The sequence below is a fragment of the Bradyrhizobium sp. MI1.4 genome (assembly GCF_055811315.1).
The window spans coordinates 93,409-107,072 of the sequence record NZ_JBVVPP010000018.1 but is presented as its reverse complement, the minus strand read 5'-3'; the positions used below and the strand labels follow the sequence as shown (position 1 = coordinate 107,072).

At 58.7% G+C, this 13,664-nt stretch carries 12 protein-coding genes; 10 read left to right on the top strand and 2 right to left on the bottom strand.

What is annotated here, in order from left to right; genetic code table 11:
• Both istA and AC0L23_RS21250 read right to left on the bottom strand, forming a co-directional pair.
• Nucleotides 1–1,022, bottom strand: a 1,022-nt coding sequence (gene istA / locus AC0L23_RS21255) for an IS21 family transposase (RefSeq protein WP_473357420.1), incomplete at its 3' end; no start/stop codon positions are given.
• Nucleotides 1,023–1,610: 588 nt separating this feature from the next.
• Nucleotides 1,611–2,555: a LysR family transcriptional regulator gene (locus AC0L23_RS21250; RefSeq protein ID WP_259219155.1), complete on the bottom strand. Its 945-nt coding sequence runs from the start codon at nt 2,553–2,555 to the stop codon at nt 1,611–1,613.
• A 465-nt stretch (nt 2,556–3,020) separates the two neighbouring features.
• Here AC0L23_RS21250 and AC0L23_RS21245 point away from each other — a divergent pair, with 465 nt between their 5' ends.
• The 10 genes from AC0L23_RS21245 (at nt 3,021) to AC0L23_RS21200 (ending at nt 13,510) form a co-directional block, all read left to right on the top strand.
• The gene (locus tag AC0L23_RS21245; RefSeq protein ID WP_473357419.1) at nt 3,021–3,413 is read left to right on the top strand and encodes a response regulator transcription factor; all 393 of its coding nucleotides are present in this window, start codon (nt 3,021–3,023) and stop codon (nt 3,411–3,413) included.
• Nucleotides 3,410–4,042, top strand: a complete 633-nt coding sequence (locus AC0L23_RS21240) for a NodA family N-acyltransferase (RefSeq protein ID WP_259219158.1) — start codon at nt 3,410–3,412, stop codon at nt 4,040–4,042. Before AC0L23_RS21245 ends, AC0L23_RS21240 begins: the two co-directional genes overlap by 4 nt.
• Nucleotides 4,039–4,698, top strand: a complete 660-nt coding sequence (gene nodB, locus AC0L23_RS21235) for a chitooligosaccharide deacetylase NodB (RefSeq protein ID WP_473357418.1) — start codon at nt 4,039–4,041, stop codon at nt 4,696–4,698. The genes AC0L23_RS21240 and nodB overlap by 4 nt, the downstream gene beginning before the upstream one ends.
• Nucleotides 4,699–4,712: 14 nt before the next feature.
• Nucleotides 4,713–6,071 carry a chitooligosaccharide synthase NodC gene (nodC, locus tag AC0L23_RS21230; protein ID WP_473357417.1) on the top strand — a complete coding sequence of 453 codons (1,359 nt, stop codon included), beginning with the start codon at nt 4,713–4,715 and terminating at the stop codon, nt 6,069–6,071.
• Nucleotides 6,072–6,094: 23 nt separating this feature from the next.
• Nucleotides 6,095–6,724: a nodulation methyltransferase NodS gene (nodS, locus tag AC0L23_RS21225; protein ID WP_204513566.1), complete on the top strand. Its 630-nt coding sequence runs from the start codon at nt 6,095–6,097 to the stop codon at nt 6,722–6,724.
• Between the two features lie 11 nt (nt 6,725–6,735).
• Entirely contained in the window at nt 6,736–8,448 is a 1,713-nt protein-coding gene (gene nodU / locus AC0L23_RS21220) for a nodulation protein NodU (RefSeq protein WP_473357416.1), read from the top strand.
• A 4-nt stretch (nt 8,449–8,452) separates the two neighbouring features.
• The gene (nodI, locus tag AC0L23_RS21215) at nt 8,453–9,367 is read left to right on the top strand and encodes a nodulation factor ABC transporter ATP-binding protein NodI (RefSeq protein ID WP_259219162.1); all 915 of its coding nucleotides are present in this window, start codon (nt 8,453–8,455) and stop codon (nt 9,365–9,367) included.
• Between the two features lie 3 nt (nt 9,368–9,370).
• On the top strand, nt 9,371–10,159 hold the full coding sequence (locus AC0L23_RS21210; RefSeq protein WP_204513569.1) for an ABC transporter permease: 789 nt from the start codon (nt 9,371–9,373) through the stop codon (nt 10,157–10,159).
• 198 nt (nt 10,160–10,357) lie between these two features.
• On the top strand, nt 10,358–12,370 hold the full coding sequence (locus AC0L23_RS21205; protein WP_473357415.1) for a carbamoyltransferase family protein: 2,013 nt from the start codon (nt 10,358–10,360) through the stop codon (nt 12,368–12,370).
• Nucleotides 12,371–12,490: 120 nt separating this feature from the next.
• Entirely contained in the window at nt 12,491–13,510 is a 1,020-nt protein-coding gene (locus AC0L23_RS21200; RefSeq protein ID WP_473357414.1) for a nodulation protein NodZ, read from the top strand.
• Nucleotides 13,511–13,664: the final 154 nt, after the last annotated feature.

Here is a 13,664-nt window from a genome sequence, read left to right as displayed (position 1 = left end):
CCGACTGCGCTGGCTGCGACCGAGTACTTGTTGTTGTCGAAGCGCACCAGGCAGGTCTTCGAGACCGATGCCGTCACTGCATGGAAGCCGTCGAAGCGGCCGGCATAGGGAACGAGTTTGGGGCGTTCGGCTTCGAACACGTCCCAGATCGTCTGATCGGCCAGCTCCGGATGACGATGAGCCTTGGCGTAGGCGATGCATTTGTCGAGCAGCCAGGCGTTTAACTCGTCGAGGTTTTTGAACCGCAGCCGCGGCGTGAAGAAGCGTTCCCGGACCAGCCCGACCTGGTTCTCGACCTGCCCCTTCTCCCAGCCCGACGCTGGCGTACAGGCGACCGGATCGACCAGATAGTGGCTGCACATCTGCAGGAAGCGGCGATTGTAGAGACGGCCTTTACCGACGAAGATCGTCTCTACGGCGGTCTTCATATTGTCGTAGATGCCGCGGCTGCAGGTGCCTTTGAATAGGGCGAACGCCCGGTCGTGGGCGTCGAACACCATCTCCTGCGTCTCCCGCGGATAGGCCCGCACGAACAGCATGCGGCTGTGACAGAGCCGGACATGGGCAGCCTTCACCATCACCGTGGTGCCGCTCAGCAGGACGGCCTCGTGGCTCCAGTCGAACTGGTAGGCTTCGCCTGGTGCAAAGCTTAGCGGCACATAGGCCGACGCTGTCGAGCTGCCGCGTTCCTTGCTCCACCGTCGTGCGTATCGACGAACCGCATCATAGCCGCCGGCATAACCCAGGCCGCGAAGCTCTTCGAACAGCCGGATCAGCGTCAGCCGTTCCCGCGCCGCCTTGCTCTCATTCCCTGCCAGCAACCGGTCAAGCTCGGCACTCCAGGGACCCATCTTCGGGAGCGGCTGCGTCTCGCGCTCATACCGGAACTCCGTCGCTTGAGAACGAATGACCTTGCGAACCACCTTCCGCGATACGCCAAGTTCTCGGCAGATCGCTTTGATCGGACGACCATCAACAAAGTAGGCGCGACGGATCTTACCAATCGTCTCCACCACCAGCATCCCAACCTCGGCTTCCATGACTCGATGGAAGCCATTGTGGACCCTTATCCCGGGGTCCCGATTGGATGCCGATCACCCCGAAAACGGGGTCCTTATTCCATGCCGAAACACACCGGTCATCAGCCATTTGTATCTAGTGGCGCGCTTCGGGACTAACTCCATCGCTGTTGAAGGCAATGAGATCCACCAGTTCAGGCAAACAGCGATGCGGGTTCGCTACCAGGTGAAGCCTGCAACTTCGATCGCAGGTGCTGGCCTTGAACCTGACGCGGCGTGCGATTCAAGCGAGTTTGGTGCTGAGGCCGAACATTGTTCGCCGTACAGGCCACATAATTTTTGCGTACTCTGAAGCTGGCGCATGCACCTGTGATGCGGTCCCGTCCGAATCAGCGGAAAGTCCTTAGCCGCCAAGCGAGCTGTGTGATGCGCAGGATCGTCACGGCACCGCGAGTCAATCGGCTGCGACCCGACCAAACTACGCTTAAGCGCGCTTTTGTGCACTATGCCAAACGTCCCTCAGAGGACCGGGGCTTCGAGCCTGGCGTAGGTCCGGTCAGCGAGAGCTGGCCGCAACCGGCCCGAACAGTCCTAGGACGGGCCGTGACATTGGCTGATCTCGGACGGAGAGACCATCGTGGATGCCTGCTGCAAGAATATGTTGCGCAACCACATGCTTGCAGGATCAGTATTATGAATGGCGGGCCATTGGACGGCCTCTGTGAATGTGAGAAGTCGCAGGGGAGGTTCGACAACCCGCAGCGGCATCGTCTGTGCGAAATGGCTGACCAATCTTGAGGGCATGCTCGCTATACGGTTGGTGCCCAATAACATAGGCGGAATCATGCCAAAACCCTGCACCGCGACCTCGGTGCGTATCTTGAAACCATGCTCGAGCAAGAGCCATTCGTGGAAGGAGGGCCTCAGGGAGCGCCCGAACTGGGCTTCCACGTGCCCGATCGAGATGTATTTCTCGAACGTGAGACGCGAAGTGAGCTGCTTGTTCATGGGGCAGCCCACGCAGACGAAAGTGTCCTCGAACAGAGCCGCCTTCGGATGCGCGCTCGACATGAACATCTGCGGATACATGAGAAAATCGACTTCACCGCGCCGGAGAAGCTCATCAGGTTCCTCTGCGGGCGGCAGCAACTCGAAGCTGATTGTTGGTGCTTCCCGCGCGACGCGGTCCACGACCCCTCGAAGAAACACGACAGTCATGAAGTCGGACAGGATGATCCTGAATCGCCGATTCGATTGAGACGGATCGAAGCCGTCTGGAGAAATAATGGAGAGCTGAATGTGAGCGAGAGCCTCGCGAACCGGGGCTGCGAGCGCTTCAGCCCGCGGCGTTGGGACAAGCTTCCGTCCTTTCATGGTGAATAGCTCATCGCGAAAGTAAGTGCGAAGCCGCGCGACGGCGGCACTCATGGCAGGTTGACTGAGGTTGATGCTTCTTGCCGCCGTAGTGAGATTGCCTTGCGTCACCAGGGCGTCGAACGCGACAAGGAGATTCAGATCAAGGCCCTTGAAACGCATAATCCTGAGCGATCCACGCTGTGAATGTGTTCTATCGATATAATCGATTTTACCATTTGTACCGAATGAGGATAGCAAACGATAGTTTAGCGAGATGTCAGATCCATCAGAATGGTTAGAAATCGTTGCGCGTCTCAGCCCCGCGCTAGGTATCAATCAAGACGTCTCGATCGTGGGGTCGCAGTTTCGCGCGTGTTGCGCAAGCCATATCGCCGTGAGCTAGCACGATCGGAATCCGCAAAGTTGAGTGGGCGTATACGACGAGCAAACCATCGTATGGCTTCGCCAACCCATTCTATATCCACCGTGTACCGCCGTAGAATTGAGCGAACCCTCAACCTGGCCGTAGATTGCCGTCCGGTCGCACCCCTCCGGTTGCGGGTGCCAAATGTGCCTTGGTCGCATCCAATTGGATTGCGTCCTTGCGACGGTGAAATCGTGCGGAACATGCAAGCGAAGGCGTCCTTGGCGAATCTGATGAAAGTTGCGCGCACGCTCGACGTGGTCGCGATTGTGAATGCAGATCAGTCAGTGCGTGAAGCTCTGACGGATATGGTGTTTTCCGCAGGTTACGTGCCTGAACCATTCGAGAGCGCAGAGGGGTTCTTGAAATCAGGCCGCCGTTCGATCACGCCGCGCTTGATCGCGGACATGCAGTTGAGCCCGATGAGTGGCCTCGCGCTCTTCGATCATCTGGTTGCATCCGGAGGCGCGATCCCCACCGTTCGGCTCACAGGCCACTCCGAACATGATGTGAGGCGAGGCCCTGGACTCGAGTTCTCGAGCAAGCCTTTCGAAGGTAGCGAACTGCTGGCCTGCGTCAGGAGCCAGATAACGAACAGGAATGACGCCCTATGAACATTATCGCGCCCGAATCCACACGAGGTGTTTCGGCGCGCCCTCCAGTCCGTTGGAGGTTGTGCTGGGAGAATGACCTTGAACTTGCTGACCATATCGAATTATCCGACTTCTTCCGGAAGACCTATGGTCCGACCGGGGAATTCAATGCAAAGCCCTTTGAAGGTCATCGAAGCTGGGCCGGCGCACGGCCTGAGATTCGGGCTATCGGCTACGATGATCGTGGCGTTGCGATTCACATCGCGGCACTACGCCGCTTCATAAAAGTTGGTCAGAGCGATCTGCTCGTGGCTGAACTCGGATTGTACGGGGTTCGCCCGGATCTGGAGGGGCTTGGAATAACCCACTCCATCCGAGTGATGTATCCCGTATTGCGAGATCTTGGCGTGCCGTTCGGCTTTGGCACGGTCCGTGCTGCCCTGCAGAAACATATTACCAGGCTGCTCGGGCGACAGGGATTGGCGACTGTTCTGCCAGGGCTCCGCGTCCGGTCCGCTCGTCCGGACATCTACCTCACTGTGCCTCCGACGCGCGTGGAGGACGTGGTCGGCCTCGTTCTGCCGATTGCGAGGCCCATGAGCGAATGGCCGGCGGGTGACACGATCGAACGGAACGGGCCAGAACTGTGAGCTCCTCAAACGACTTGACTGAAGCGCGGAGCGACTACACCGAGGTCGGCGGAGAGCCCTGCGTCTATCTGAGCTTTGATGATGGTCCCAACCCGCTTTGCACACCGGCTATCCTGGATGTGCTGGCGCAGCATCGGACGCCCGCCACCTTCTGCGTGATCGGTGCATACGCGGCGGCCCAGCCGCAGCTGATCCAGCGCATCATTGCAGAAGGGCACGAGGTCGCAAACCACACAATGACGCACCCGGACTTGGCCAATTGCATAGCGGATGAGGTGGAATACGAGATCCTCACGACGAATAAGGTCATCGGAATGGCCTGCCCCGGAGCCTCTGTGCGGCACATGCGTGCGCCGTACGGGATCTGGAGCAAGGAAGCCTTCGCCGCGTCGGTGAAGGCCGAACTGGCAGCCCTGCACTGGTCAGTCGATCCGCAAGATTGGGCTCGTCCCGGCGTCGAGGCGATTGTTGCCGCAGTGTTGGCCTCGGTCAGGCCAGGCGCAATCGTGCTCCTGCACGACGGCTGCCCTCCCGACGAGTTGGGACGCTGCCCTCATTCTGGTCAGCGCGACCAGACTGTGACGGCGCTCGCCCAACTCATTCCAGCACTGCATGACCGTGGATTTGCAATCCGGTCGCTTCCTCAACCTCACTGAATAGATCGATTCCCATGAGCCTGCTTGCCACCATCAGCACCGCTGCTGTTGCCTCCTACGCGTTGCTCTCCAGCGTCCACAAGAGCGCGCAGGCGCTTTATGCGCTGCGAAGCGACGCTCCACTGCCACCGTGCGACCCGGTCGACGCCGATGCTCTGCCCAGCGTCGATGTCATCGTGCCCTGCTTCAACGAGGACCCGCGCACGCTGGCGGCCTGCCTGAAGTCTATCGCAAGTCAGGATTACCCAGGGCGATTGCAGGTCTACGTGGTCGACGACGGCTCTGCAAATGTCGGCGCAGTGGCCGCGGTCCACGCGAGCTACGCGTATGACCCGAGATTCACCATCATTCTGCTGCCAAGCAATGTTGGAAAACGCAAGGCGCAGATCGCAGCGATTCGCCGCTCATTCGGCGATCTCGTGCTCAACGTCGACTCCGACACGGAAATCGACAGCGACGTGGTCAGCAAGCTCGTGCGCAAGATGCAGAATCCTGCCGTCGGCGCGGCCATGGGCCAATTGAAGGCCAGCAACCGAAACGACAGCTGGCTGACCCGATTGATCGACATGGAGTACTGGTTGGCTTGCAACGAGGAGCGTGCGGCACAGACGCGCTTTGGCGCCGTCATGTGCTGCTGCGGGCCGTGCGCCATGTACCGCCGCTCCGCGCTGCTGCTGCTGCTCGAGCAATACGAGACGCAGTTCTTCCGGGGAAAACCTAGCGACTTCGGTGAGGACCGTCATCTGACCATCCTCATGCTCAAGGCAGGGTTCCGAACCGAGTACGTTCCGGACGCCATCGCCGCCACGGTGGTCCCGGACACGCTCTTGCCGTATCTGCGCCAGCAGCTCCGTTGGGCACGCAGCACCTACCGCGACACCCTGCTCGGTTTGCACCTGCTGCCCGGCCTCGACCGGTACCTCACGCTGGACGTGGTTGGACAGAACCTAGGGCCGCTGCTGCTCGCAATCTCATCGATTGCCGCGCTCGCTCAGCTTGCGCTCACTGGCACCGTGCCCTGGTGGACCGGTCTGACCATCATTGCGATGACGATGATAAGATGCAGCGTGGCAGCCGTTCGTGCCGGTGAGCTTCGATTTCTCGGCTTCTCGCTGCACACCCCCATCAACATCTTCCTACTGCTCCCGATGAAAGCCTATGCGCTCTGTACCTTGAGCAACAGCGATTGGCTCTCTCGCAAAGTAGCGAAATCACCAGACGTTGATGAATCGAAGGGCTCGACCGAAGACGCGACAACTGGACCAAGCCTTAACCCCGGATCGGAAATGCCTGGCTCAATGCGCAGGGCAGGTCTTTCGCGCGCTCCATCGCAGCTGATCGCGCCGGATGGCATTGCGGCCGAGACTGAGTGAGCAGCTTTGTAGGAGATTAGGTCGTGAACGTGCATCAGACATATCAATCGTTGGAACGGGAGCTGTCTAATGAGGATCCGTGGCGGCTCGACGACAACCCGTTCGAACGTGAGCGTCACACCCAATTGCTGCGGCTGTCGCTGTCGAACAGCGCCGTCTCAAATGGCCTCGAAATCGGGTGCGCGGCCGGTGCGTTTACAGAGAAGCTTGCTCCTCACTGCAAACGGCTCACGGTCATCGATGTTATGCCGCGAGCGATCGGTCGAGCGGTCCAGCGGACCAAGAGGTGGTCGCATATCAGCTGGGCGGCGACTGACATTCTGCAGTTCTCGGCCGCAGAGCGGTTCGATCTGATCGTGGTCGCCGAAGTTCTCTATTATCTCGAAGACATGACACAAATGCGTACTGCAGTCGACAACATGGTCAAGATGCTTGCTCCGGGTGGTCATCTGGTCTTCGGATCTGCACGTGATGCGACCTGCAAGCGATGGGGGCATGTCGCTGGCGCCGAGACGGTCATCACGATTTTGACTGAAGCGCTCATTGAGGTCGAACGCGTGCAGTGCCAGGGGCAGTCGGCTGACGAAGACTGCCTTTTGGTCCGCTTTCGTAATCCGGAGCCATCTTCGATCCCACCCAACGGCCGAGGCTGAGAGGAGCCACTATGCGTATCTGCGGTATCAAGTTGACGCATGACGGGGCCGTCGCTCTGATTGAGGACGGGCAAGTGGTGTTCTGCGTCGAGCAGGAGAAGCTGAACAATAATCCGCGTTATCAAACCATCGACAACCTGGATTCCGTTGTTAGCGCCTTGGCGGAGCACGGGCTAGATCCGAGCGATGTCGATCAGTTCGTCATTGATGGCTGGGATGGAGAGTTCGAATCCCAGTTTGAAGTCCTTAGTGGGACGACGACCGTTAAGCTCAAGGGCGCGCCGTATGTCGAACGCCAAGGCGATAGCCCCCTCACGTCCCGTGATCGCATCGGCCTTATGCTTGATGGGAAACTATATCCGTATCAAAGCTATCCCCATGTCACCGGGCACGTAGTATCCGCATACTGCACCAGCTCGTTTGCCAAATCCGCACAGCCTGCTTTCTGCTTGGTGTGGGACGGCTGCATGTTTCCACGCCTCTACTATGTCGAGCCGCACGGCATCCGGTTCATCGAGTGCCTGTTTCCGATGATTGGCCACGCTTATGCGACGGCAGGACATCACTTTGGACCTTACCGGCGGGCAGACCGGACCGGTTGGGATCTCGGTATCGCCGGCAAGCTGATGGCCTATATCGCTCTCGGAGCTCCCGACGAGGAGATTATTGCGACGTTTCAGGAGCTTTATCAGGCGCACTTTGCCACGGATGCTGATGGCACTTGCCATAAGCTTGCACAGATCAACAGCCCAAAATCGCCACTTGAAGCTCTGCACGACTTCTTCGATGCGTGCGCACTGCGGTTGAAGGCCAAGCAGGCCGAAGACGTCCTGGCGTCATTTCACGTCTTTCTAGAGCGTCTGCTGGTTCGCACAATTGCTGATGTTGTGCAGCGACATTCGGATCTTGAGGGGGTGCGTAACCTCTGCATAACCGGCGGCTGTGGCCTGAATATCAAGTGGAATAGTGCATTTCGTGCGACCGGTCTGTTCGACGACGTGTGGGTGCCGCCCTTTCCGAACGACAGCGGCTCAGCGATCGGTGCTGCTTGCTCTGCACTGGCGGCACAGCAAGGCTTTAGAGCTCTGGAATGGACGGTCTACAGTGGACCGGCCGTTCGTCCCAGCGAAGTCCCGCCCGGATGGGACGGCGCGCCCTGCACTATGGGCGAACTTGCGGCAATCCTCGCGAGTGACCAGCCCGTGATCTTCCTTGCCGGGCGTGCCGAGCTCGGACCACGTGCGTTGGGTGGCAGAAGCATTCTCGCGGCTGCGAGCTGGGAGGGAATGAAAGACCATCTCAACGACGTCAAGCTTCGAGAGCATTTCAGGCCGGTAGCGCCGATATGCCTGGAGGATCGTGCGGCGGAGATTTTTAGCCCTGGAGTACCCGATCCGTACATGCTGTTCGATCACCAGACGCGACCGGAATGGCGGGACAAAATTCCCGCCGTCGTGCATCTCGATGGATCTGCTCGCCTACAGACGGTTTCCAGAACATCTCAGCATAAAGTGGTCGAGCTTCTCATCGCGTACGAGAAGCTCACAGCCATTCCGCTGCTTTGCAATACCAGCGCCAATTTGCATGGACGCGGCTTTTTCCCGGATGCTGCCGCCGCCTGCCAGTGGGGACGCGTCGATCACGTGTGGTGTGACGGCCTGCTTTGGACGAAAAAGCACGCAACAAAGGACGCGGTGCGAACAACGTCCGTCGCGATCGCGTAAGCAAATGTCAACCCCGGCAATCGACCTTTTCGAGGTGAGCAAGTCCTACAAGGACCGGACCGTCGTGGACGCTCTTTCGTTTACGGTCTCGCCCGGAGAGTGCTTCGGTCTGCTGGGACCAAACGGCGCGGGTAAAAGCACGCTTGCGCGATTGATCCTGGGTGTTGCATCGCCCGACGCAGGTAAGATCCACGTGCTTGGCGAGCCGGTGCCGGCACGTGCGCCCTTGGCGCGTCGGGGCATCGGGGTTGTCCCACAGTTCGATAACCTCGATCTTCAGCTCACCGTGCGCGAAAACTTGCTCGTTTTCGGTCGCTACTTCGGCATGAGCGCGACCGAGGTCAAAACGGTGACTCCGTCACTGCTCGAATTCGCCCGCCTGGAGAACAAGGCGGACGCCCGCGTCGCGGAACTGTCCGGCGGCATGAAGCGGCGCCTGACGCTGGCACGGGCCCTCATTAACGACCCGCAGCTCTTGGTGCTTGACGAGCCGACGACTGGGCTCGATCCGCACGGCCGTCATCTCATCTGGGAACGCTTGCGCTGGCTATTAGCGCGCGGCAAAACAATTCTTCTCACCACTCATTTCATGGAAGAGGCGGAGCGATTGTGCGATCGCCTGTGCGTGCTTGAGCACGGCCGCAAAATCGCGGAAGGGCAGCCTCATGTCCTGATCGAGCAGCAGATCGGCTGCCAGGTGATCGAAATCTACGGTGGTAATCCCCATGAGCTGCTGCCGCTGGTCAGAACCACAGTGCAGCACGCCGAGGTGAGCGGGGAGACACTGTTCTGCTATGTCACTGATCCCGAGCAGGTGCGTCGCCGACTTGCCAGCCGTACGGATCTCCGCCTTCTGCAGCGTCCTCCAAATCTGGAGGATGTCTTCTTGCGGCTAACCGGGCGAGAGATGAAGGACTGAACGATGTGGCAACGTTTTGCGCCCGCGCTTCCTGCTAATCCATGGAACTGGATCGCGGTATGGCGCCGCAACTTTCTGGTCTGGCGGAAAGTCGCTCTGGCATCGATTCTTGGGAATCTGGCCGAGCCGATGAGCTCTCTCTTCGGTCTTGGTTTTGGCCTTGGAATGATCGTAGGTGGCGTTGAGGGGACTTCATACATCTCGTTTCTGGCAGCTGGGATGGTCGCCACAAGCGCAATGGTCTCCTCAACCTTTGAAACCATCTATGGGGCTTACGCTCGCATGCAGACAGGTTGCACGTGGGAGGCGGTGCTCTGTACGCCTCTTACGCTCGGCGACATTGTTCTAGGTGAAGTGGCATGGGCAGCGAGCAAGGCCTTGCTCGCCGGGACGGCGATCACGATTGTTGCCGTCGCGCTGGGGTATGCGGAGTGGTCGTCCATTCCCTATGCGTTACCAGCCATCGCCCTCACTGGCGTTGCTTTCGCGAGCCTCGCAATGGTCGTTTCAGCTCTTGCACCGAGCCACGACTATTTCATCTTCTACCAATCACTTATCCTCACCCCCATGATGTATCTGAGTGGCGCGATCTTCCCAATCAGCCAGTTACCGGGTTCATTTCAACGCATAGCGGCCTTGTTGCCCCTGACACATTCGGTCGATCTCATTCGTCCAGCAATGCTCGGTCGGCCGGTCGACAGCGTCGGTTTGCATGTGGGCGCACTTTGCATCTGCGCAGCGTTGCCCTTCATCGTCTCGGCCGCGCTGCTTCGGCAACGCCTGATGCGGTAAGAGGAATAAAACCTAAAGCGAAGCGTCGCGCGTGCGAGATCAAACACCGGACGTAACGAATGTTCGACTCGCGGCCGACGCTTATATGAGCCTCGTTTCGTTGGCGATGACTGCGGCCCCGCGGCGACGTGCGGCCTACTCGCCAAGCGAGCGATACGAAATAGGTCAACAGACCTCTCAGAATGAACGGAGAACAACATGCTGTGTCTAGGATTGAGTGGCGGGCTTGACAGGGTCTATGAAAACCCCCTGCAACTACCGAACACGTTTCTGCACGACGGCGCCGCGGTGCTCGTCAAGGATGGTCGCGTGATCGCTGCCGTCGAAGAGGAGCGTCTCAACCGAATCAAACATTCAAACAAGCTTCCGAGTAGTGCGATAGAATACTGTCTAGCAGCCGCAGGCGTGGAGCTTCGCGACGTCGATCGTATTGCGTTCTACGCGACTGAAGCCTACTGCAATTCGATGCTCGAACGGTTGTTCATCTCACAGCCTGAGATCTCAATTCCGCTAGATGCGAATCTCCTGTTGCGGCACCTTCTCGCGGCAGAGTTCGGTACCCAAGTTGACCCTTCGCGGGTGTCATTCGTAGGCCATCATCAGGCCCATGCTGTAAGCGCTTTGGCAATGTCCGGCTTTGAAGAGAGTCTGGTTCTCGCGATCGACGGCTGTGGCGACTTCCTCTCGGGTCTGTTGGCGGTGGGGTCGGGCACCGAAATGACCGAGCTCATGACGTTTCCAGAGACCAACTCTCTCGGACTGTTCTATCTGGAAACGATCCGATACCTCGGCTACGGCCTGTTCGACGAATATAAGGTCATGGGATTGGCTCCTTATGGAGATTCCGCTCGCTATCGCGAGCTTTTCTCCCAATTTTATGAGCTCTCCCCCAACGGTGCCTACCGCGTTCACCTTGACCGTATCGGCCCGGCATTGCTGCGCAATATCGAGGTCCGGCGAAAGGGAATGCCGTTCACGCAACAGCACCGAGATGTGAGCGCTTCGTTGCAGGAGGCGCTGGAGCGGATCGTCTTTCACATTCTTCGGCATTATCGTGAGCAGACCGGAATGAAACGGTTGTGCCTGGCTGGCGGGGTGGCCCACAACTGCACGCTAAATGGAAAACTGCTGTACTCAGGCCTGTTCGAAGACATTTTTGTCCAGCCGGCCTCGCATGATGCCGGATGCGCATTGGGTGCGGCGCTGATGGTATCGAACGAGGCCGGGCAGGCTCCGCCCCGCGAGCGACTACAGGCGGTTTATTGGGGGCCCGATGTCGGCAGCGACGACAGCATTGAACAGGAACTGAAGGGATGGGCCGGACACCTCGAGATTGAACGGACCGCTGATGTCGCAGCCAGAGCAGCCGAGTGGATCGCTGATGGCGCCGTGATCGGGTGGGTACAGGGCCGGTCCGAGTTCGGCCCTCGTGCGCTCGGCAACCGCAGCATTCTTGCGGACCCGAGGCCCGCGGCAAACAAGGACCGGATCAATGCGATGGTCAAGAAGCGCGAGAGTTATCGACCGTTTGCGCCATCGGTTCTCGAGGAGGATGCGGGCGCGTTCTTTGAGTTGCCAGATGGTCGCGCAGAATATCCCTTCATGAATTTCGTCGTTCGCGTGCGCGAATCCATGCGTGCATTGCTGGGCGCGATCACGCATATCGATGGTACGGCTCGGCTGCAAACGGTGTCCCGCACGAGCAATGCCGACTATTGGGAACTTATCAATGCGTTCAAAGCTCGAACGGGTGTCCCGATTCTGCTTAATACGTCGTTCAACAACAATGCCGAACCGATCGTAGATTCCGTTGCCGATGCGATTACGGCGTTTTTGTCGACCGAGCTGGATGGCCTTGTGATCGGGTCATTCCTCATCAAAAAGCGGGCAACAACGCTCGAAAATTGGACCGCGCTCGCTGTATCACTGCCGCCCCATGTATCTCTTTACCGGGTTCGCGCTCATGCGGGCCGAGACCGCCAGGAGACAATCTGCGAAATCCGCATGGGTCACTCCAGCCATGACAGCGTACGCGTCTCGCATGACCTATTCGACATGCTGATGCAAATCGAGAAGGAAGCTGTTCTGGCCGATCTTCTCGCCAGGGTCACCTCTGACAGGACCAGGCGCGAAGCTCTCCTGAACGAACTGCGCGGGCTGTGGGATCAGCGTCGTATTCGGCTGCATCCGTCACAGACTGGGCCGTCGTAAAAGGTGCGTAATGTGACACCTCTAGCATGACCTGCCAATCGCAGTGCCGTGCAGAATGAGTTTGCGGGTTGGGTGACTTGCGTCCAGGTGACCAGCGCCCGGCGTGGATCGGCATCGCAGATGAGTTGGTGCGCCACACTCGCGCAACGAGAAGGGTTTGATAACGTGACGAAGGAACGCTTTGTTGTTTCTCGGAGGCGCACCGGCTTTGGTGATTGCCTCTGGTCGTTGGCATCAGCCTGGTCGTACGCGCAGCGGACCGGGCGAACGCTCGTTATTGACTGGCGCGGTTCCTGTTATGTCGACGAACCGTTCAGCAATGCCTTTCCGGTGTTCTTCGAGCCGGTTGAGGAGATCGCTGGCGTGCCGGTGATTTGCGATGACAGGGTCAACCAGCTCTCGTTTCCCGGCCCGTTCTTCCCGCCCTGGTGGAATAGGTCATCGATCGACTGTATCAATCGTCCGGACGAGCAGATCTTCCGAGAACGTGACGAACTGACTGAGCTGTTCCAAGCAGGAGACGATAACGAGGCCAACACCATTGTCTGTGACGCTTGCTTGATGTGGCGTTGTGGTGAGGAAGCCGAACGACTGATCTTCCGAAACATCAAGCTCAGGTCTGAGATTCGAGCGCGGATCGAGGACTTGTATGAGCAACACTTTAGCGGCCATAGTATCATCGGCGTTCATGTTCGGCACGGCAATGGCGAAGATATCATGGGGCACGCTCCGTACTGGGCCGATTCGGAGCTCGCTCTTCGTCAGGTCTGCATGGCAATCCGTAAAGCCATGGCTTTGCCATATCCAAAGCCTGTTAAGATCTTCCTGTGCACGGATAGTGCACAGGTGCTCTATCACATATCGGGTCTGTTTCCCGATATCTTCGCCGTGCCAAAACGGTTCCAGGCCGATCTGGCAGGGCCGTTGCATAGTGCGGAAATGGGAATTGAAGGTGGAGCGTCCGCGCTCATCGACATGTATCTTCTTGCGCGATGCGCCACCGTGATCCGCTTTCCCCCCACCAGCGCCTTTACGCGCTATGCCCGTCTGCTCGTGCCACGTATTATTGAATTCGATCTGAGCAATCCGGAGCATTTGACCCTGGTCGATAATCCATACGAGCATTTCGCGGCTTCATGAACTGCCGCGAATCTGCATGAGCCTGACCAATGGTCCGCTAAATCGTCAGCCTGATACTGCTATCTGCTGGCTTCCACGCGCTCGAGTTTCGCAACGTGTCGCAGAAGCGGTGGATGGCGAGTTCTGTCCGCAGGCGAGCGCGCTGACCCGCGCA

What these genes read in the sequence shown, in the direction of transcription:
- AC0L23_RS21250 (WP_259219155.1), bottom strand. Translation starts at nt 2,555, where the DNA reads ATGCGTTTCAAGGGCCTTGATCTGAATCTCCTTGTCGCGTTCGACGCC.
- AC0L23_RS21240 (WP_259219158.1), top strand. Translation starts at nt 3,410, where the DNA reads ATGAACATTATCGCGCCCGAATCCACACGAGGTGTTTCGGCGCGCCCT.
- nodC (WP_473357417.1), top strand. Translation starts at nt 4,713, where the DNA reads ATGAGCCTGCTTGCCACCATCAGCACCGCTGCTGTTGCCTCCTACGCG.
- nodU (WP_473357416.1), top strand. Translation starts at nt 6,736, where the DNA reads ATGCGTATCTGCGGTATCAAGTTGACGCATGACGGGGCCGTCGCTCTG.
- nodI (WP_259219162.1), top strand. Translation starts at nt 8,453, where the DNA reads ATGTCAACCCCGGCAATCGACCTTTTCGAGGTGAGCAAGTCCTACAAG.
- AC0L23_RS21210 (WP_204513569.1), top strand. Translation starts at nt 9,371, where the DNA reads ATGTGGCAACGTTTTGCGCCCGCGCTTCCTGCTAATCCATGGAACTGG.
- AC0L23_RS21205 (WP_473357415.1), top strand. Translation starts at nt 10,358, where the DNA reads ATGCTGTGTCTAGGATTGAGTGGCGGGCTTGACAGGGTCTATGAAAAC.
- AC0L23_RS21200 (WP_473357414.1), top strand. Translation starts at nt 12,491, where the DNA reads ATGAGTTGGTGCGCCACACTCGCGCAACGAGAAGGGTTTGATAACGTG.